A 19087-nucleotide genomic window follows, 5' to 3' on the forward strand; every position below is an offset into this window, starting at 1 on the left:
CAATTAATGCATTCCGGCCTGGCGCTGGACCAGGCGGGCGGAGTATTCGTCGTTGGCGCGCTGCTCGCGGCGCGATTCCACCACGGCCTGGGCGCGCAATTCACGCTGCGCCAGGGCGTCGTACGAGTTGAGCTTGCGCTTTTCCTGCTGCCAGTACAGACGGCCCTTGGCCAGGTTCTCGTCGGCCTGGCGCAGCACGTTCTGCTGCTGGCCGATGGCATCGTCCAGGGTGCCAATGAAGCGCTGGTAGTTGTGGCAGTCGCTGGCCGACATGCCGGTCGTCATGGCCTGCTGCAGGCGTTCGAGGTAGTCCTGGCGGTAGTCCTGCAACATGCCGAGCTGGCGTTCGGCATTGGTGCGCTCGGTGCTGAGCCGGCCCAGCAGGCGCGCGGCTTCGTCCGTGCTTTCCTTGGCCAGGTTGATCAGCATGTCCAGGGGCAATTGGCTAGGCATAGGTATCCCTCAATTCGAAACTGGCGCGCAGTTGTTCCACCGCATCCTCGTAGCCGACGTTTTCGCCGATATCCTGTTGCAGGAAGGCTTCCAGGCGCGGGTAGCGCGCGATGGCATCGTCCAGCTGCGGGTCATTGCCGGCGGCGTAGGCGCCCACGGCGATCAGGTCGCGGTTGCGCTGGTAGCGCGACAGCGTCTGCTTGAAGCGGCGCACCACCGAGAACTGCTGCGGCGTGATCAGCGAGGTCATGGCGCGCGAGATCGACGCCTCGATGTCGATGGCGGGGTAGTGGCCGGCTTCGGCCAGGTGGCGCGACAGCACCACGTGGCCGTCCAGGATGGCACGGGCCGAGTCGGCGATCGGGTCCTGCTGGTCATCGCCTTCGGCCAGCACGGTATAGAACGCGGTGATCGAGCCGGCCTTGCCGTTCGGGCCGGGCGCGCCCATGCCGGCGCGTTCGACCAGGGTCGGCAGCTTGGCGAACACCGAAGGCGGATAGCCCTTGGTGGCGGGCGGCTCGCCGATAGCCAGCGCGATTTCCCGTTGCGCCATGGCGTAGCGGGTGAGCGAATCCATGATCAGCAGCACGTCCAGGCCCTGGTCGCGGAAGTGTTCCGCCAGGCGCGTGGCGTAGGCCGCGCCCTGCAGGCGCAGCAGCGCCGAGACGTCGGCCGGGGCGGCCACCACCACCGAGCGCGCCAGGCCTTCCGGGCCCAGGTTGTGCTCGATGAATTCCTTGACTTCGCGGCCCCGTTCGCCGATCAGGCCGACCACGATGATGTCGGCCTTGGTGTAACGGGCCATCATGCCCAGCAGCACGCTCTTGCCCACGCCGGAGCCGGCGAACAGGCCCATGCGCTGGCCGCGGCCGACGGTGAGCAGGCCGTTGATGGCGCGCACGCCGGTGTCGAGCACGGTGTCGATCGGGGCGCGCGACAGCGGATTGATCGGCTGGGCCGAGAGCGGCGCCAGTTCGGCGCCGGTCAGCGGGCCCAGGCCGTCCAGCGGCCGGCCGGCGCCATCCAGCACGCGGCCGAGCAGGGCGTTGCCCACCGGCAGGTGGCGGCCCAGCTGCGGCTTGGCGTTGCCGTTCAGTTCGGCCTTGCGCGGCAGCGGGATCTGGCGCTGCACCGGCGGTTCGCCGGGCACCACGCGGGCGCCGGGCGGCAGGCCGGAAATGTCGGCCTGCGGCATCAGGTAGAGGGTGTGGCCGTCGAAGCCGACCACTTCGGCATCGGCCCAGTGGTCGTGGCCGCGCGCGATCTCGATGCGGGCGGCGGCCCCCACGGGCAGGCGCAGTCCGGTGGCGTGCAGCACCAGGCCCGTGGCGCGCGTGATCTTGCCGCTGACCAGCCAGGGGTCGGTCGAGGCGGCGCGGATCGAACCGATCTGCAGCTGCGTCTGCCAGCGGTCGATCACGGGCACGGCCGGTTGGCCGGGCTGCGCGGGGGCCGGATTGGCGCTCACGCCGGCTCCTCCCAGTTGACGTTGCGGCCCAGCGAGGCCGCGACGCGGCGCCAGCGGGTCTGCAGGGTGGCGTCGATGTCGCCGAACGGCGTCTCGGCGCGGCAACCGCCGCGGGCGATGGATTCGTCGGCCAGCACGCGCCAGTGGCCTTCCTTGAGCTCGTCGGCCAGGTGCAGGCGGATCAGTTCGATGTCGGCGGGGTTGGCCCACAGGCGCATCTGGCCGCCGGCGGTGGGATTGATGTGCAGCACTTCGCGCACGGCGCTGGCGACGGTCTCGGGCTGTTCGGCCAGGGTGGTGCGCACGACTTGCTGGGCGATGTCCAGGGCCAGCGTCAGCAGGCTCTGGCCCATCTTTTCTTCCAGCGAGCCGACCGATTCGGCGCAGGCCTGCACCAGCGCGTGCAGGTGTTGCGCTTCCTGCGCGCCTTGTTCGCGCGCCTGGGCCAGGCCCTCGGCGTAGCCGGCTTCGCGGCCGGCGGCCAGGCCCGCTTCATGGCCTTCGGCGCGACCGGCTTCCAGGCCGGCGGCATGGCCCTGCGCGTAGCCTTCCTCGCGGCCTTCGGCGATGGCCTGGGCGCGCAACTGGGCCATCACCACTTCCGGGTCGGGGCCCGGGTCGGGTTCGGGCTCGGGTTCGACTTCGACGGGCGGCGGCTCGTCGAACGACAGCATCTGCCAGCGCCGCCAGGCGGCACTGCGCGAGATGAGCGTCGACTGGCCGGTATCCGCTTCAGACATACGCGTCGTCTCCGGAGTTGCCCAGCACGATCTGGCCGCTCTCGGCCAGGCGGCGGGCGATCTGCAGGATCTTCTTCTGCTCGGTCTCGACCTTCGACATGCGGATCGGGCCTTGCGCTTCCAGGTCCTCGCGCAGCATTTCGGCGGCGCGGCTGGACATGTTGCGCAGGAACTTGGCGCGCAGTTCTTCCTGGGCGCCCTTGAGCGCGACCATGAGCGTGTCGTTGTCGATTTCCTTGAGGATGAGCTGGATCGCGCGGTCTTCGATGTCGAGCAGGTTGTCGAACACGAACATCTCGTCGATGATCTTCTGCGCCAGGTCGTTGTCGCGTTCGCGCAGGCTGGCGACCACGGTTTCCTCTTCGGCCGAATTCATCATGTTGAGAATCTCGGCCGCGGTGCGCACGCCACCCATCTTGCTGCGCTTGGCGCCCTGGCCGGCCAGCACGGAATTGAGCACTTCGGTCAGTTCCGACAGGGCCGCGGGCTGCACGCCGCCGAAGGTGGCGATACGCAGCATGACGTCGTTGCGCAGGCGGTCGGTCAGCAGCGCCAGCACGCCGGCGGCGCGGTCGCGTTCCAGGTGCACCAGGATGGTGGCGATGATCTGCGGGTGTTCGTCGCCGATCAGCTCGGCCACGGTATGCGGATCGAGCCAGTTCAGGGCGTCGATGCCGCTGCCGCCTTCGCCGGCTTCCAGGATGTCTTCGATCAGGCCGGCGGCGCGGTCGCTGCCCAGCGCCTTGGTCAGCACGGTGCGGATGTAGTCGTCCGAACCCAGCGTGACGGCCATGAACTGGTCGGCTTCCTGGCGGAATTCCTCCAGCACCACGGCCACGTCGTTGCGGGTGACCTGCTTGAGGCTGGCCATGGCGGCGCCGACCTGCTGGACTTCGCGGGCGGTGAGGTACTTGAAGACCTCGGCCGCGGCGTCTTCACCCAGCGACATCATCAGGACGGCGCTGCGCGTCATGCCGTCCATGGGCTTGGAATCATTTTTCATCTTTGGTCATCCAGGTGCGCAGGACCATCGCGACGGCGCGCGGATCCTTGTTCGCCATCGTGCGGGCGCGTTCCAGGTTGTCCTGGTAACGGTCGGTTTCCTTGGCGCGGGCCAGGTCCTGGGCCTCGCGCTGGGCTTCGATGCGCTCGGCCTCGGCCACTTCGGGATCGACCGGCGGGTACAGGTAGTCGCCCACCGAGCGGCGGACCTTGCGGTACAGCCACAGGGCCAGCACGCCACCCACCAGCCAGGCCAGGATGGTCTTGAACAGCGAGATCATTTCCGGATCGCGCCACATCGGCACGGCCGGCGGGCCGTCGTTGAACTGGCTGTTGACCAGGTTCAGCGAATCGCCACGGCTTTCGGAATAGCCCATCGCCTCGCGCACCAGGTTGGTGAGCTTGCTCAGTTCCTCGGGCGGCAAGGCCTGGGGTTCGCCGTCCTTGTCGCGCACGTAATTGACCACCACGGCCACCGACAGGCGCTTGAGCATGCCGACAGGCTGCTTGATGTGGCTGATGGTGCGGTCGACTTCGTAGTTGGTGGTGGCGTCGCGGCGATCGCTGACGGTGCCGCCGGCGCCCTGGGCGCCGGCGCCGGTGGCGGTCTGTTGCTGTTGCTGCTGGCCCTGCTGCTGCGGCTGGCCGGGACGGGGCGGTTGAGTCTGCGGCGGATTGGCGATCGGCGCCTGGGCGTTGGCCGGCGGCTGGTTGGACAGCGCGCCAGGCACGCCCTGCGCGGGATTGATGCCGCGCTGGTTCGATTCGCTGGTCTGCTGGCTGCGGATGGCGGCCTGGCCGGGCTCCTGGTTGGGGCGGTAGACCTCGGACGTTTCCTCGCGGCGCGAGAAGTCCATTTCGGCGCTGGCCTGGGCGTGCACGTTGCCCGGACCGACCAGCGGATTGAGGATGGTGAGGATGCGTTCGACGGTGCGTTGCTCGGTCTCGCGGACCATGCGCATCTGGTCGGCGTCCATGCCCCGGCCTTCGCCAGTGGGGGCGGACAGCAGGCGGCCGTTCTGGTCGACGATCGAGACGTTTTCGGCGGTCAGTTCCGGCACGCTGGAGGCGACCAGCCAGGAAATGGCCGAGACCTGGGCATCGCTCAGGCTGCGGCCGGGGTAGACGTTCAGCAGCACCGAGGCGGTCGGCGGCTGGCGTTCACGCACGAACAGCGACTGGCGCGGCATGGCCAGGTGCACGCGGGCGTGCTGCACGGTGTGCATGGATTCGATCGAGCGCGCCAGCTCGCCTTCCAGGCCGCGCTGGTAGTTGATCTGCTCGGCGAACTGGCTGGCGCCGAAACGGGCGTTGTCCATCAGTTCGAAGCCGACCGAGCCGCCGCGCGGCAGGCCTTGCGAGGCCAGCTGCAGGCGGGCGTCGTAGACGCGGTCGGCCGGCACCAGCAGAGCGGTGCCGGTGTCGTTGTACTTGTAGGGCACGTTCATGGTGCCCAGGGCGGTCACGATGGCGCCGCCGTCGCGGTCGTCCAGGTTCGAGAACAGCACCTTGTACTTGGGCTCGCTGCTCCACATCGCCACGGCGACGATCAGCGCGACCAGCGCGGCGGCCGCGCCAAGCAGCACCGGCTTGGGCAGGGCGCGTATCTTTTCCAACACGGGAAACTTCGCCAGAAGCGACGCGCTCAGGGTAGCCTGCTGATTCATTGGCGGCTCCCGCTGGCTTCGCGGAGCAGGGAAAATGACTTCATGTTCGGGTAGGGCAGATTACACATGCAACGTGCTTCTGGTCTGGGGAGAGCCTGGATTATTGCTGCTGAGTTAGCAAACCCAATCGTCGAAAACAGCGGTTTTTTGGCGTTACTTATCCCCTATGTCGACAAGCGGGCGCGCCGGCCCCCCGGAGCGGCTCGCGGACCGTGCCGGCGGGCTCGCCGCATTCGCGGAAATATCGGGTGTTTTGGCGGCTTTTAGGCGCTATGGCGCGGACGATGCCGGGTTACGCTGCATCCATCCTGGGCGTAGTCCCTCGTCCTACCAGCAAGGAATAACGTAATGGCTGTATCAGGCTTGTCCGGCATCGAGAGCATGCTCCAGCAGATGCGCGTGGCGGTGACCAAGGCGGAAACCGGCAATCTCGCCGCGGGCGAAGCCGTGGCCCAGCCCGATGGTTTCGCCGCCGAACTGCAGCGTTCCATCCGCCGCGTCACCTCGGCGCAGAACGCCGCCACCGCGCAGGCCAAGGCCTTCGAACTGGGCGCGCCCGACGTTTCGCTCAACGATGTCATGATCGACCTGCAGAAGGCCAGCATCGGCTTCCAGACGGCCGTGCAGGTGCGCAACAAGCTGGTTGCGGCCTACAAGGAAATCTCGTCGATGGCCGTGTAACCACGGGCAGGACAGCGGGGTGGCGGATCATGCCGCAGCCCCGCCAAGCGGATCCGCCAGCGGCGTTGGATCCGCCGCATCTTCAGCCGTTCCGGCACAAGCAACCGTCCGGCGGCGCTCCTGGCTCGCAGTGCGCCTATCGGGCGTTTTTCTCCAGGCGCCAGACCACCTGCTGCAGCCAGTTTTCCTGCCGCGCATCCAGGTTCAGGAACACCGCGCCCACATGGCTCAGGGGCGGCTCGCCGGTCAGCGACACATGCGTTGGCGCGGGTTCGTCCGGACTGGCGGCCTGGATCATGGGTTGGCCCGACACCGGATACACATTGCGCACTTCCAGGTTCGCGTTGAGCTTGCCCAGCTCGCCAAAGTCGAGCTGCACGTCCTCGAGTACCGCGCCGCGTTGCGGCAACGTCGGCACCGCCAGTTCCACCCGCAGGCCGACGCCATCCACCGAAATGTCGCGCACCGAGAAACTGATGGGTTTCGCGGCGGGCGCCGGACGCCACGAGGCGTGGCAGCGGCTGGCGCTGGAGACCAGCGAGGCCCGGAACATCTTGCGGCGCTGGATGCGCGCCAGGCGGTCGGGGAAGGGCGACATCAGCGCCGCGCTGCCGTCATCGAAGTGGATGACCTCCGGGCGCGAGACCCGGAAGCGGATCTGTACGCCGCCATAGGCGGTGGCGTTGAAATGGAAGGTGGTGCCGCTCAGCAGGCCCATGCTGTCCGACTGCTCGAAATCGGCGCCGGCATAGTCGCGCGGACGCCAGAAGAACTGCCGCGTCTGCTTGTCCGCCCCCAGCACCAGCACGGCCATTTCGCGGTCCGCGGCGTCGCGCACCAGGATGTGGCTGTCGGGGTGCGTCAGTTCGAAGAGGGCGGCGCGCATGTCTTCCGGCCGGGTGAGCAGGAATTCCGGATCGCTGGCGTCCAACACGGTGCTTGTCCTTAGAGAGTGGGGGCGGGCGGCGCGGCCTCGGGGAGTTCGCGCGATTCGAGGCGATAGAGCCAGGCCAGCAATTCTGCCACCGCCACGTAGAGTTGGGGAGGAATATGCGCGTCCAGGTCCACCTGCATCAGCAGGCCGACGAGTTCACGCGATTCGTGCACGTACAGCCCGTTCTCTTCGGCGGCGCGCACGATGGTGTCGGCCAGCTGGCCGTAGCCCTTGGCCACCACCCGCGGGGCGGCGTCCTTGTCGTCATACGAGATGGCGACCGCGGCGTTGCGGTTGGCGTTGGGGCCCTGTTCGGGGGGCGGAGCGGTGCGCATCAGATATCCGCGGGTATGACGGGACGCGGGTCCACCACGTTCACCACCAGGTGGCTGAGCGTGAGGCCGGCAGCCAGCAGGCGTGAGCGCAGCTGGTCCGAGGAGTCGTTGATTTCGGCGGCGCTATGGGGCGCGACCAGTTGCAGCACGATCTGGTCGCCGGCCAGGTTCAAGCGCGCGTCCACCAGGCCCAGCCGCGGCAGATCGAGTTTCAGGCGGGTTGCCCAGGTGGACACCGCCGATTCCGGATCGCCGCCGTAGGGGTCGCGTTCCACCTCCCATTCCATCGGCGTGCCGGGCCAGGCCTCGCCTTGCCAGGTCAGGGCCTGGTTGGCGAGCACGTCCAGTTGCTGGCGCACCAGCAGGGTGAGGTCCTGGTGGATGCCGCTGACCGGCGTGCCGGGCGCCGGGGCATTGGTGTTGCCGGGCGCCGCGTTGGCGTCGCCGGCGCGGCCGCCGCCGGCCTGGGACTCGGCGCGCGGACGCGCGGTATCCGCGTCCGTGGGGACTCCGCTGCGAGTCAGCCGGGCCTGGGGTTCCTGCTGCAGCTGGGACGGGTTGCTGCGGCCAAAGACCAGGTCGGTCAGGTGCGATTCGTAGAACAGGCCGCTGGTCTGCAACGCGGCGCGTAACGCCTGGCCCAGGATCTTGGCCGACGGCGCGCCAGGAGCCAGGGTGGCGTGGGTCGTGGCTTCGGCGTTCCTGGCGCCGGTGGCGCCTTCGCCCGATCCGGCTGGGCGCGCGGGCCGGTTGGTGGACGGTGTCTCGGCGGCGGGGTCGGCACTGGCCGCGGCAGCCGCGGCCAGTGCCGCCGCGGTGGTGGGGGCAGGCGCTGGCGCTGCCGCCTGTCCGGCAGCGGGGGCGGCCGTGGGTTGTCCGGGGGCTCCCGGCTGGCTGGCGGGTTGGCCGGCCTGCGGGGCCGGCGCGCCGGTCGGTTGCGCAGAGGGGGGCGCCGTCCAGAGGGGGGCGCGGCCTTGCACGGCGGGCGCGGCTTCGGGGTACTGGGCCAGCAGGGCGAGGATCGCGCGTGCGGTGGTGCCGAGGGTGGTGGGCGCCGAGGCGGTGGTGTCACTGCTGGTGACCAGGCCGCGCGCGGCCAGCGCCAGGGCGGCCGCGGTCTTGGCATCGATGACGGTGGCCGGGCGATCGCCGCGGGCGCCGCCGGTCTGGATGCCTTGCCGGGGGTCGCGATTGGAGCCGTCGGCCGAGCCGGGCTTGTCCAGGTTGCCTGGCTGGCTGACCGCATCCGGCCGCGCGCCGGACACCTGGTTGGCGCTGGCGGCGGACATCGTCGTGCCAAGCACGGCGTCCAACCGCTGCACTAGGACATTGCCGAGTGCCGCGGGACCTACGCTCATGCTTCAGGCGCCTGGTAGCCGTAGGCCGAGAGCAGGGTCTGCTGGCGCTTCATGCGGCCCAGCAGTTCGCCCAGCCGGGCCAGTTGCGGCAGCGCCAGGTCACGCGTCATGGCGTCGTTTTCCAGGATGCGCACCAGCAGGTCGTATTTCATGGCGCGGCCGGCCTCATCCAGCGGCGCGGTCGGTTCCGCGATGCGCAGGCGTTCGACCAGCTCGCAGTATTGCTGCCCGTGGGCCATCGCCGTATCCCAGTCGCCGGCCTGGGCGGCCGTCAACATCTCGCCCGTGATGAGAGCGATCTCCTGGTAGTGTTCCAGAATGGGGGATGAGTACTGGGTAAGGGACGTCATGGAAATCTCGGGCGTTCGATGGCTGGCTGGATTTGTGTTTCTGGGCCATCAGGGCTGCGCTATGCCAGCCGGTCGGTCGATGGAGGTCTGCCAAGCCTCGGCCAGGTCCGCCAGCAGGCGGTCGGCGATATCGAGTTGCTCGGTATCCGCTTTCAGATTTGCCGTCAGCAAGGTGCGGACGATGTAATCGTAGAGCCGGGCGAGGTTGGCGGCGATGTCGCCGCCGGCCTCCATGTTCAACCCGGTCTTCAAGCCTTCATCGACGATCTTGATCGCTTTCGAGATAGCCGCGCCGCGCTCGGCGACCCGACCTTCCTGCAGGTGGATGCGCGCCTGCCCGATCGCTGCCCGGGCACCCAGGTACAGCAGGGTGATCAGCCGCTCGGGGCTCGCGCCCAGCACCTGGGTTTCCAGGCCAATATCGGCGTAGGAGCGGACGGATTGGGACCCTGTGGGGCGGCGGGCGGCGTAAGTCATTAATGCATCTTCTACAGGTTATTTGCTCGATTTGTTCATCGCCGCAAATTGTTGGGTCAGGTAGTTGGCGGTGGTCTGCATCTGCATGTAGAACTTGTCCAGCGCCACGAAACGCGTGCGCATCTGGTCGATTTCCGCGTCGCTGGCGGCCTTGGCGCGCTTTTGCTGGGCGTCCAGGTCGCTCATCGTCTTGGCCAGGCCGTCGGTGCGCGTCTTCAGCGAACCGGTGCTGCCCAGCACGTCCTTGAAGGCGGCTTCGAAGTTCTTGGCCAGGCCGTGTTCGCCGGTCAGCAGCTTGGTGACGTCGGCGGGGTTGCCGGTCAGCGCCTTGTCCAGCTTGGTCTGGTCAAGCTTGAGCTGGCGCGTCTGCGGGTCGGTGGTGATGCCCAGGTCGGCCAGCGAGCGGACGGTGCCTTCGCCCAGCACGGCCTGCAGCGCGTTGGTCACGGACGACTGGATCGAGCGCGTGGTGCCGTCGCCGGTCAGCGGCTGGTTGGTGGCGGCCTTTGCGTCGAAGGCCGTCAGGTTCTTGATGGTCGTCTGCAGCGCGTTGTAGGTCTTGACGAAGTCCTGGATGGCCTTGTTGGCGACCGACGTGTCGGATTCGAGCTTGAGCGTGATCGGCTTGCCGGCCTCGGTTTTCTCGGTCAGGTTCAGCGTGACGCCGTCGATGGCCTTGGACACGTTGTTCGAACCGCTCTTGACCGTGATGCCGTTGATGACCACTTCGGCGTCTTCGGCCTTGGTGTTGGCCATGCCGGTAGTGGTGCCGTCGGCGGCGGTGCTGAAGGACAGGATGTCCTTGAGCGACTGGTCGCCGGTGACGGTGATGTTCTTGACCGAGGCCTGGACGCCGGTGTCCTTGGCCGTCAGCATCAGGTAGTTGTTGCCGTTGCCGTCGTTGATGACGGTGGCGCGCAGGCCGGACTTGTCGTCGGCGTTGATGGCCTTGACGATGCCGTTGAGCGAGGTGTCGCCCTTGAGGTCGATGGTGCGCTTGGTGCCGTCGGCCAGTTCGATCTCGAACGAGCCGGTGTCGCCGTGCTTGGCGGTGCGGTCGGCCACGGCGCCCGATTGCAGGCTCTGGGCACGGGCCAGGTTGTTCACGGTGATGGTGTACTGGCCCGCGACGGCGCCCTCGGCGGCCACGGTGGCCGTCAAGGCGTTACCGCCGGTCACGCTGCCCTTGATGGCAGCCATCGTCTCGGTCTTGCCCAGCACGCCGGCCGACTTCTGCAGGGCTTCCAGCGCGCTTTGCAACTGCGCGTAGGCGTCGATGCGGGTCTTGTAGCTTTCGGCGCGGGTGGTGTAGATCGAGAGCTTCTTATCCTCGGCGGTCTGCAGGTCGGACAGGATCTTTTCCAGGGGCAGACCGGAAACCGAACCGAGGTTAGTGATAGAGGCCATGTGAAATTCCTTCCTAGCGATGCGATTCTGTCAAAAATAGGGTGCCGGCGATTGGCCGGGTAAGGGCATAAGGCGGGCCTAATTCGATGCTTCCATCATCGATTGGCGCCAAAACGGGCACAGCAGAAAATATCGGGTGCCATATCAAGCCGTGGTTTTGATGCCGTTTCCTTGCATGTTGACGATCATTTTGGCGATCTTCAGTACGGCTTCACTCGGGATGGTGCGTATGACGTCCCCTGATTCGGCGTCAACCACGGACACCACCACCTGGTGCACGTCGGGGTCGACCTCGAACTGCAGCTGGGTGGACCAGGCCTTCATTTGCTCGTTGATTTCATCGAGCGCCTTATCCAGGGGCAGCTTCTGGGAAGTCGACTGCTCCGACGTGGCGGTGTCGGCGCCGCCGCTCTGGCTGCCGGCGACCGGCGGCGCGACGGTGACCGACGGATCGACGGCGACCGGCACGGGCGCGACCGGCGTCGGCGCGAACGTAGCGGGGGCTAAGGGGGTTACGGCCATGATCACTCCAACGGCGATGTGGGCGTCTCGGAGGAACGCGCTGTTTTCAGGGAATTCTCAGCTACGATTACGGCAGTCCCGCAGGGAACTTTAGGCCCGGGCGCGGACGGATGTTTCATGTGCTAACAAGTTGGGATCGGGCAATGAGTGTCAAGACGGCGTTGCGAGTCATAGAAATCATCGAAACCTACGCCCGGGAGAAGCGCGCATTGCCCCTGTCGGAACTGGCCCGGCTGCTGGACGTGCCGGTATCCAGCTGCCTGGCGCTGATCCGCACCCTGACCGGGCTGGGCTATCTCTATGAAACCGGCCGCCGCCAGGGGTACTATCCGACCGGCCGCCTGCTGGCGATGGCGCAGCGCATCGCCCGCGCCGATCCGGTGCTGGACCGGGTCTACCCCAGCCTGGTCGAGCTGCGCGACGCGACCCGCGAAACCGTCGTGTTCGCCAAGCTGGCGCAGGACGGCCGGGTGGTATACCTGGATGTGCTGGACTCGCCCCATACGATCCGATACGCGCCGGTTGCCGGCGAGTTCAAGGACGTACACGCCAATTCGCTGGGAAAAGCGCTCATGTCGCTGATGGACGAGCCGGCCCGCGACGCGCTCCTGGCGGCCACGCCGCTGACGCGCTACAACGAGCGCACGTTGGTCACCCGCGACGCGGTATTGCAGGACATCGACCGGTCGCGCCAGCGCGGCTGGTTCATGAACAGCGGCGAATCGATTCCCGATGTCGGCGCCATCGCCTGGCCGGTGACGCTGTCGGGCGAGCACTACGCCATCTCGGTGGGCGGCCCGATCTACCGGATCGAGCCGTGCCAGGAGGAATACGCCCGCATTCTGCGCTCGGCCTGCACCGGGCTGGAACAGCAATCCTGAGCCCGGCCGTGGCCGGCCGGCTCGAACGGGCGCGGGTTCAATAGGACTTCGGCAGCCCCAGCACTTTTTCCGCGATGAAGCACATGATCAGCTGCGGGCTGACCGGCGCGATGCGCGGAATGAAGCTTTCGCGCAACAGCCGTTCCACGTGGTATTCCTTGGCGTAGCCCATGCCGCCCAGTGTCATCACCGCCGTCTGGCAGGCGTTGTAGCCGGCTTCGGCCGCCAGGTACTTGGCGGCGTTGGCGGCGGGGCCGCAGGGCTGGCCGGCGTCGTACAGGCTGGCGGCCTTGAATACCATCAGGTCGGCGGCCTCCAACTGCATCCAGGCCTGCGCCAGGGGATGCTGGATGCCCTGGTTCTGGCCGATCGGCCGGCCGAACACCTTGCGCTCGCCGGCATAGCGCACCGCCCGCTCCAGGGCGGCGCGGCCGATGCCGACCGCCTCGGCGGCGATCAGGATGCGTTCCGGATTCAGGCCGTGCAGGATGTATTCGAAGCCGCGGCCTTCCTCGCCGATGCGGTCGGCGACCGGAATCCGCAGGCCATCGATGAACAGCATGTTCGAGTCCACCGCCTTGCGGCCCATCTTCTCGATCTCGCGCACCTCGACCTTGGCCCGGTCCAGGTCCGTATAGAACAGCGACAGCCCCTGGGTCGGCTTGGCCACGTCCGCCAGCGGCGTGGTGCGCGCCAGCAGCAGCATCTTGTCGGCCACCTGGGCGGTCGAGATCCAGATCTTGCGGCCATGCACCACGTATTCGTCGCCCTGGCGCACGGCGCGGGTGCCGAGTTTGGTGGTGTCCAGGCCGGCATCGGGCTCGGTCACGGCGAAGCAGGCCTTCTCGCGGCCCGAGATCAACGGCGGCAACCAGCGGGCGCGCTGCTCGTCGTTGCCGAACACCACCACCGGGTTCAGGCCGAAGATGTTCATGTGCACGGCCGAGGCGCCGGTGAAGCCGGCGCCCGAGGCGGCAATGGTCTGCATCATCAGGGCGGCCTCGGTCATGCCCAGGCCGGCGCCGCCGTGCTCCTGCGGCATGGCGATGCCGAGCCAGCCGTCGCGCGCCAGGTCGGCGTGCAGCGGCTCGGGGAAACCGCCCTCGCGGTCGCGTTCCAGCCAGTAGTCGTCGGGATAGCGTTCGCAGATGCGCGACACGGCGTCGCGCAGGGCCAGTTGGTCGGGGGTGAATTCGAAGTCCATCAGTGGGTTCCGTCCTGGGTGATGCGATGGGAGAAGAGGGCGTCGATGGCCGCGTCGTCGTAGCCGGCCTCGGCCAGCACTTCGCGGCTGTGCTGGCCCAGCGTGGGCGCCGGGCGGCGGATGGAGGTCGGCGTGCCCTGGTAGCGGCCAAGGGGGGCGGGGGTGCGCAGGCGGCCTTCGGTGGGGTGGTCCTGCTGCTGCACGAAGCCGGTGGCCGCCAGGTGTTCGTCCCCCAGCAGGTCGTCGACCGTGTAGAGCTGCGAGGCGGGGATGTCGGCTTGCGCCAGGTCCCGCAGCCAGTCCTGGCTGGGACGGGTGCGGATCACGTCGGCGACGAAGGCGTAGACCTCGTCGATGTGCGCCGCGCGCGCGCCGTGGGTGTGGAAGCGCGGGTCCTGGCCCAGTTCGGGCTGGCCGATCAGGGCAAAGAAGTTGCGCCAGTGCTTGTCGTTGTAGATCAGCAGGCAGATGTAGCCGTCGGCCGTGGCGTACGGGCGGCGGTGCGGCGCCAGCAGCCGCGCATAGCCGGTGGGGCCCAGCGGCGGTTCGAAGGTCGCGCCGCCCAGGTGGTCGCCCAGCACCAGGTGGGCCATGCCTTCGAACATGGGGATTTCAACCTGTTGGCCCTGGCCGCTGGCGCGGGCGTGAAGGACCGCCGAGACCAGGGCGATGCCCACGTGCAGGCCGACCGCGCGGTCCGCCAGCGTCAGCGGCGCATAGCGCGGCACGTCGCCGCTTTGCTGCGCGGACAGCGCGGCGATGCCGGTCTGGCCCTGGATCAGGTCGTCGTAGGCCGGGCGGCCGGCGTAGGGGCCGGTCTCGCCGAAGCCGTAGGCGCCCAGGTAGACGATGCGCGGGTTGCGCGCGGCCACCGCCTCGTACGACAGGCCCAGGCGCGCCATGGCCTGGGGGCGGATGTTGTAGAGCAGGGCGTCGCAACTCTCGGCCAGTCGCAGGCAGGCCTCGCGGCCCTCGGGCGTCTTCAGGTCCAGTACCACCGACCGCTTGTTGCGGTTCAGGTGCAGGTACAGGTGCCCCATGCCCGGGTTGCGCATGGGGCCGACGGCGCGCATGTTGTCACCCGCCGGCGACTCCACCTTGATGACGTCCGCGCCCAGGTCGGCCAGCACCTGGGTGGCGTAGGGACCCATCACGACCGAGCTCAGGTCCAGGATGCGCACGCCGGCGAGGGGGCCGGCGGCCTGCGGGGGCGTTGCGTGGGGCGTCGTCATTGCTGCTCGATCCCCGCGTCGCGGATCAGCTTGCCCCACAGGTCGCGCTGCTCGCTGACGAACTGGGCGAAGGCCTCGGGCGAACTGGAGAAGGCGTCAAAGCCCAGGCCGGCCAGGCGCTTGCGCACGTCGGGCTTGGCCACTACCTGTTTGATGGCGTCGTTGAGCCTGGCCACCACTTCGGGCGGCATGCCGGCCGGACCGAAGTAGCCGTTCCAGGAGTTCAGGTCGAAATCCTGCACGCCCGACTCCGCCATGGACGGCAGGTCCGGCACGATGGCGCTGCGCTCGGCGGTGGACACCGCCAGCGCCCGCAACTGGCCCGATTGCACGAACGGCAGGCCGGATGCCAGGTCGGTGAACATGAAGTCGACCTGGCCCCCGACCACGTCGGTCAGGCCTTGCGGCGTGCCCTTGTAGGGCACGTGCAGGATGTCGATCCTGGCGCGGTTGGCCAGCGTGGCGCCGGCCACGATGCCGGTGCTGTTGCCGCTGGCGTAGGTAATGCGGCCCGGGTGCTGGCGCGCATCGGCCACCAGGTCGGCCACGGTCTTCCAGGGCCGCTTGGGGTTGGCCACCAGGATGAAGGGCAGGTTGCCGCCGCGCGCGATGGGCGTGAAGTCTTTGACCGGGTCGTAGGGAATGTTCTTCATCAGCCAGGGCGCGGCCGAGTGCGAGGTGTTGGTGGTGACGAACAGCGTGTAGCCGTCCGGCTTGGCGCGCGCGACGTAGCTGGCGGCGATGGTGGCGTTGGCGCCGGGCTTGTTCTCGACCACGATCTGCTGTCCCAGGATGGTCGACAGCTCGGCGCCAAAGATGCGCCCGACGGCGTCGGTGCCCGAGCCGGCCGGGAACGGCACGATCAGCGTGATGGGTTTGTTCGGATAGTCCGCGGCATGGGCCGCGGGCAAGGCCAGCAGGCTGGCGCCGCCAAGCAGGGCGGCGCGCAACAGGCGGTGAAGTTGCATGGTTTGTCTCTCCAGATGGTGGGAAACCGGGCGCGGCTTCTGCGGCCGCTGCCCGGGGATGCCGGTGGCTCCGGCGCCTCAGGCGCCGGTTGCGGGCGCGGGAAAACCGCGGATGACGCGGTCGGGCGATTCTTCGTAGGGCGGCGTGTAGATCACCAGCAGCCGCGCCGGCTCGTCGCTGGTGACGGTGAACACATGCGGGATGTCCGGCGGGAAGTAGCAGCAATCGCCCGGCCCCATGTCGGCCCATTCGTCCTGGACCTGGGCGCGGGCCGTGCCGGAAAGCAGGTAACAGACCTGCTCGATGCCGGGGTGGGCGTGCGGCAGTGCCCCCTTGCCCTTGTCGATCACCCCCAGCAGCACCTCCACGCCGCGCGCGCCCACGGTGTCGGGACCGATCAGGCGGCGGTTCAGGGTGCCGGTGTGGTTGGCCGGGTGGTAGCCGGGCACGTCGGCTTCGCGGACCAGCCAGGCCGGGGTCTTCTGCTGCGTCATGTTCCTTCCTTTTGAATTCTCATATGTGAATTCATTTTTACGTATGAGAAAAACATCGGCAAGCGGTTTTTCCCGGAGAACCCGTGCCGCGCCCTGGGGGATTAGGGAAAACACCGGGCACGCGCTGCTAAAATCACGGGCTGTCCATCTTTGCGATCCCGTCATGCCTTCTGCCCTCAAGCCTGCCGCAGGCGCCTCCCTGTCCGATTGGCTCCAGTACCTGGAATCCATCCACGCCGTCGCGATCGACATGGGCCTGGAGCGCGTGCGGGAAGTGGCGGCGCGCATGAACCTGGAACTGCCCGGCGTGAAGTTCGTGGTCGGCGGCACCAACGGCAAGGGCTCGACCTGCGCCATGCTCGAGGCCATCCTGCTGGCCGCGGGCTACAAGGTCGGCCTGTACACCTCGCCGCACCTCATCGATTTCAACGAACGCGCCCGTGTCAACGGCCAGATCGCCTCGGACGAGGCCCTGATCGAACAGTTCACCGCGGTCGAGGCCGCCCGCGGCGACACTTCGCTGACGTACTTCGAATTCACCACGCTGGCGATCCTGCGCCTGTTCTCGCAATCGCGGCTGGACGCTGTGGTGCTGGAAGTCGGCCTGGGCGGCCGCCTGGACGCGGTCAATATCGTCGACGCCGACTGTGCCATCGTCACCAGCGTCGACCTGGACCACATCGACTATCTCGGCGACACGCGCGAGAAGATCGGCTTCGAGAAGGCCCATATCTACCGTCCCGGCCGGCCCGCCGTGTGCGCCGACCCGGTGCCGCCGCAATCGCTGCTGGACCATGTCGAGCAGATCGGCGCCGACCTTTGGCTGTTCGGCCGCGACTACAACTATTCGGGCGATCGCCAGCAATGGGCCTATGGCGGGCGCGAACAGCGCCGCAGCGCGCTGGCCTATCCGGCGCTGCGTGGCGCCAACCAGCTGCTGAACGCGTCGGCCGCGCTGGCCGCGCTGGAATCGGTGCGCGACCGCCTGCCGGTGCCGCAGCAGGCGGTGCGCCAGGGGCTGCTGCAGGCCTCGTTGCCGGGCCGGTTCCAGATCCTGCCGGGCCAGCCTACCGTGATCCTGGACGTCGCCCACAACCCCCACGCCGCCGCCGTGCTGGCCCAGAACCTGGACAACATGGGTTTCCATCCCTACACCTATGCGGTGTTCGGCATGCTCAACGACAAGGACCTGGCCGGTGTGCTGGCCAAGCTCGGCACCCGGGTCGACCACTGGTTCTGCGCCGGCTTGCCGGGGCCGCGCGGCGGCACGGGCGAACGCCTGGCCGAGCAGGTGGCTGCCGCGCTGCCGGCGGCGCCCGCCGGGGCCGAGGCGCCGGGTGTCTCGGCCTACGCGGATCCCGCCCAGGCCTTCGCCGCGGCGCGCGAACGGGCGGGCGAGAATGATAGAATCGTGGTGTTCGGATCATTTCTCACCGTGGCCTCGGTTTTGCAGTCTCTGGGTCGCAAGGCGTAGGTAAAAGCGGCATAGCAAAACCGGGTGCAGCGTCGTGGCGGTCCGCCGCCATACCCGCCCCGCCGCAAGGCGCCGCAAGGAATTCTCTCCCATGGGTTTTTTCAAACGCAAAGATCCTGCCGACCAGGCGCAGCCCTCCAAGCGAGCGGCGGTGCCCAGCGAGGTCCAGGCGGCGGAGTTGCGCGGGCGCGCCCGGCGCCGGCTGGCCGGCGCCATCGCGCTGGTGCTGGCCGCCGTCATCATCCTGCCCATGGTGCTGGACTCGCAGCCGGTGCCCGTTGCCGACAACATTCCCATCAAGGTGCCGGAGCGCAACACGCCGTTCCAGCCGCAAGTGAGCGAACCGCAGGCCACCGCGCCCGCCGCCACGCCGGCCCCGGGCGCCGCGCCCACCGATCCGGCCGCCGTTCAGACGCCGCCGCCGGTCACCTCGGCGCAGCCGCAGGCCACCACGCCGCCCGCCACTGCCACCCCGCCGGCCGTGACGCCGCCCGCGGCCACGCCGCCGCAGGTCGCCGCCACCACGCCGCCGCGCACGCAGCCGGCCACGCCGCCCAAGCCGGAACCCAAGCCCGAGCCCAAGCCGGCCACGCCCAAGCCCGAGACCCGCTCGGATGACGGCGCCCGCGCCCTGGCGCTGCTGGAAGGCCGCTCGGCGCCCGCCGCCACGCCTGCCCCCAAGCCGCAGGCCGCCAAGGGCAATTTCGTGCTGCAGATCGCGGCCTACACCACGTCCGAGGACGCCCAGTCGCGGCGCAGCAAGCTGCACCAGGCCGGGGTGACCAACGCATTCGTCGAGCAGGCTTCCATCGGAGGCAAGCAGCAGTACCGTCTGCGGGTGGGGCCGTTCCCCTCGCGCGAGGCGGCGCAGGCGGCCCAGGCGCGGTTGCGCACCCTGGGCTATGACAACGGTTTCATTGCCGCCCAGTAGTGACCGGCTTCGACTTCGTCGTGCTGGCCATCCTGGTGGTATCGGGTGTGCTGGGCCTGGTGCGCGGCCTGCTCAAGGAAGTGCTGTCGCTGGTCGCGTATCTGCTGGCCTTCGTGGCCGCGATCTGGTGGGGGCCCACGGTCTATACCTGGCTGGAGCCCTATATCGAAACAACGCTGCTGCGCATGGGTGTCTCGTACGCGGTGGTCTTCATTATCGTGCTGCTCGGCGTGGGGTTGGTCAACATGACGCTTGCCGCCTTGATCCGCAGCACCGGACTGAGCCCGGCCGATCACGGCCTGGGCGGCATGTTCGGGCTGGCTCGGGGTCTGCTGATCGTGCTGGCGCTGGTCGCCGCCGCCGGCTACACGCCGCTGCCGCAGGAGCCGTGGTGGCAGGACGCCATGTTTTCGCATTCGGCCATCGAGGCCATCAAACATATCAAGACGTGGCTGCCGCCATCCCTGGCGACGTGGCTGCCGTATTGATTGGCTTTACATCAACCAGG

General features: G+C 68.3%; 21 protein-coding genes. 5 read left to right on the plus strand and 16 right to left on the minus strand.

Going from position 1 to position 19087, the window contains the following annotated elements; all coding sequences use genetic code 11:
- Positions 1-3: 3 nt before the first annotated feature.
- The 5 genes from fliJ to fliF are packed head-to-tail and all read right to left on the minus strand — an operon-like array spanning position 4 to position 5330.
- Positions 4-453, minus strand: coding sequence for a flagellar export protein FliJ (gene fliJ / locus AC6CR5_RS03130; protein WP_006385228.1), 450 nt, complete (start codon positions 451-453; stop codon positions 4-6).
- Positions 446-1921, minus strand: coding sequence for a flagellar protein export ATPase FliI (gene fliI / locus AC6CR5_RS03135; protein WP_020927356.1), 1476 nt, complete (start codon positions 1919-1921; stop codon positions 446-448). Before fliI ends, fliJ begins: the two co-directional genes overlap by 8 nt.
- Positions 1918-2661, minus strand: a complete 744-nt coding sequence (gene fliH, locus AC6CR5_RS03140) for a flagellar assembly protein FliH (RefSeq protein WP_006385226.1) — start codon at positions 2659-2661, stop codon at positions 1918-1920. The genes fliI and fliH overlap by 4 nt, the downstream gene beginning before the upstream one ends.
- The gene (gene fliG, locus AC6CR5_RS03145; protein ID WP_006385225.1) at positions 2654-3664 is read right to left on the minus strand and encodes a flagellar motor switch protein FliG; all 1011 of its coding nucleotides are present in this window, start codon (positions 3662-3664) and stop codon (positions 2654-2656) included. The genes fliH and fliG overlap by 8 nt, the downstream gene beginning before the upstream one ends.
- Positions 3654-5330, minus strand: coding sequence for a flagellar basal-body MS-ring/collar protein FliF (gene fliF, locus AC6CR5_RS03150; RefSeq protein WP_006385224.1), 1677 nt, complete (start codon positions 5328-5330; stop codon positions 3654-3656). The genes fliG and fliF overlap by 11 nt, the downstream gene beginning before the upstream one ends.
- Positions 5331-5678: 348 nt before the next feature.
- Here fliF and fliE point away from each other — a divergent pair, with 348 nt between their 5' ends.
- Positions 5679-6011 (plus strand): flagellar hook-basal body complex protein FliE, encoded by a 333-nt coding sequence (gene fliE, locus AC6CR5_RS03155; protein ID WP_006385223.1) that lies wholly within the window; start codon positions 5679-5681, stop codon positions 6009-6011.
- Positions 6012-6147: 136 nt separating this feature from the next.
- Here the strand turns inward: fliE and AC6CR5_RS03160 are convergent, their stop codons facing one another.
- The 7 genes from AC6CR5_RS03160 to AC6CR5_RS03190 all read right to left on the minus strand — a co-directional run bounded on the left by AC6CR5_RS03160 (position 6148) and on the right by AC6CR5_RS03190 (position 11394).
- Positions 6148-6945, minus strand: coding sequence for a flagellar brake protein (locus AC6CR5_RS03160; RefSeq protein ID WP_049054048.1), 798 nt, complete (start codon positions 6943-6945; stop codon positions 6148-6150).
- 11 nt (positions 6946-6956) lie between these two features.
- Positions 6957-7280 (minus strand): EscU/YscU/HrcU family type III secretion system export apparatus switch protein, encoded by a 324-nt coding sequence (locus AC6CR5_RS03165; protein WP_006385221.1) that lies wholly within the window; start codon positions 7278-7280, stop codon positions 6957-6959.
- A complete protein-coding gene (fliK, locus tag AC6CR5_RS03170) occupies positions 7280-8638 on the minus strand; it encodes a flagellar hook-length control protein FliK (RefSeq protein ID WP_054472221.1) in 1359 nt (452 codons plus the stop codon). The genes AC6CR5_RS03165 and fliK overlap by 1 nt, the downstream gene beginning before the upstream one ends.
- Complete coding sequence (locus AC6CR5_RS03175; RefSeq protein ID WP_006385218.1) at positions 8635-8988, minus strand: flagellar protein FliT; 354 nt, start codon at positions 8986-8988, stop codon at positions 8635-8637. The genes fliK and AC6CR5_RS03175 overlap by 4 nt, the downstream gene beginning before the upstream one ends.
- Positions 8989-9036: 48 nt before the next feature.
- On the minus strand, positions 9037-9465 hold the full coding sequence (fliS, locus tag AC6CR5_RS03180; protein ID WP_006385217.1) for a flagellar export chaperone FliS: 429 nt from the start codon (positions 9463-9465) through the stop codon (positions 9037-9039).
- Between the two features lie 18 nt (positions 9466-9483).
- Positions 9484-10872 carry a flagellar filament capping protein FliD gene (gene fliD, locus AC6CR5_RS03185; protein ID WP_006385216.1) on the minus strand — a complete coding sequence of 463 codons (1389 nt, stop codon included), beginning with the start codon at positions 10870-10872 and terminating at the stop codon, positions 9484-9486.
- 144 nt (positions 10873-11016) lie between these two features.
- Positions 11017-11394 (minus strand): flagellar protein FlaG, encoded by a 378-nt coding sequence (locus tag AC6CR5_RS03190; RefSeq protein ID WP_026385327.1) that lies wholly within the window; start codon positions 11392-11394, stop codon positions 11017-11019.
- Positions 11395-11537: 143 nt separating this feature from the next.
- Between AC6CR5_RS03190 and AC6CR5_RS03195 the strand changes: the two genes are divergently transcribed.
- The gene (locus AC6CR5_RS03195) at positions 11538-12275 is read left to right on the plus strand and encodes an IclR family transcriptional regulator (RefSeq protein ID WP_006385214.1); all 738 of its coding nucleotides are present in this window, start codon (positions 11538-11540) and stop codon (positions 12273-12275) included.
- 37 nt (positions 12276-12312) lie between these two features.
- Here the strand turns inward: AC6CR5_RS03195 and AC6CR5_RS03200 are convergent, their stop codons facing one another.
- The 4 genes from AC6CR5_RS03200 to AC6CR5_RS03215 all read right to left on the minus strand — a co-directional run bounded on the left by AC6CR5_RS03200 (position 12313) and on the right by AC6CR5_RS03215 (position 16174).
- The gene (locus AC6CR5_RS03200; RefSeq protein ID WP_006385213.1) at positions 12313-13479 is read right to left on the minus strand and encodes an acyl-CoA dehydrogenase family protein; all 1167 of its coding nucleotides are present in this window, start codon (positions 13477-13479) and stop codon (positions 12313-12315) included.
- Positions 13479-14711: a CaiB/BaiF CoA transferase family protein gene (locus tag AC6CR5_RS03205; RefSeq protein WP_058664233.1), complete on the minus strand. Its 1233-nt coding sequence runs from the start codon at positions 14709-14711 to the stop codon at positions 13479-13481. The genes AC6CR5_RS03200 and AC6CR5_RS03205 overlap by 1 nt, the downstream gene beginning before the upstream one ends.
- Positions 14708-15679 carry a Bug family tripartite tricarboxylate transporter substrate binding protein gene (locus AC6CR5_RS03210; RefSeq protein WP_053500695.1) on the minus strand — a complete coding sequence of 324 codons (972 nt, stop codon included), beginning with the start codon at positions 15677-15679 and terminating at the stop codon, positions 14708-14710. Before AC6CR5_RS03210 ends, AC6CR5_RS03205 begins: the two co-directional genes overlap by 4 nt.
- A 78-nt stretch (positions 15680-15757) precedes the next feature.
- Positions 15758-16174 carry a cupin domain-containing protein gene (locus tag AC6CR5_RS03215; RefSeq protein ID WP_026385329.1) on the minus strand — a complete coding sequence of 139 codons (417 nt, stop codon included), beginning with the start codon at positions 16172-16174 and terminating at the stop codon, positions 15758-15760.
- Positions 16175-16337: 163 nt separating this feature from the next.
- On the opposite strand from AC6CR5_RS03215, the gene folC reads away from it, so the two are divergent.
- The 3 genes from folC to AC6CR5_RS03230 all read left to right on the plus strand — a co-directional run bounded on the left by folC (position 16338) and on the right by AC6CR5_RS03230 (position 19067).
- Positions 16338-17648: a bifunctional tetrahydrofolate synthase/dihydrofolate synthase gene (folC, locus tag AC6CR5_RS03220; protein ID WP_026385330.1), complete on the plus strand. Its 1311-nt coding sequence runs from the start codon at positions 16338-16340 to the stop codon at positions 17646-17648.
- A 91-nt stretch (positions 17649-17739) separates the two neighbouring features.
- Entirely contained in the window at positions 17740-18579 is an 840-nt protein-coding gene (locus AC6CR5_RS03225) for an SPOR domain-containing protein (RefSeq protein ID WP_173001235.1), read from the plus strand.
- Positions 18579-19067 (plus strand): CvpA family protein, encoded by a 489-nt coding sequence (locus AC6CR5_RS03230; protein ID WP_006385208.1) that lies wholly within the window; start codon positions 18579-18581, stop codon positions 19065-19067. Before AC6CR5_RS03225 ends, AC6CR5_RS03230 begins: the two co-directional genes overlap by 1 nt.
- Positions 19068-19087: the final 20 nt, after the last annotated feature.

Source organism: Achromobacter sp. EG18 (genome assembly GCF_059759395.1).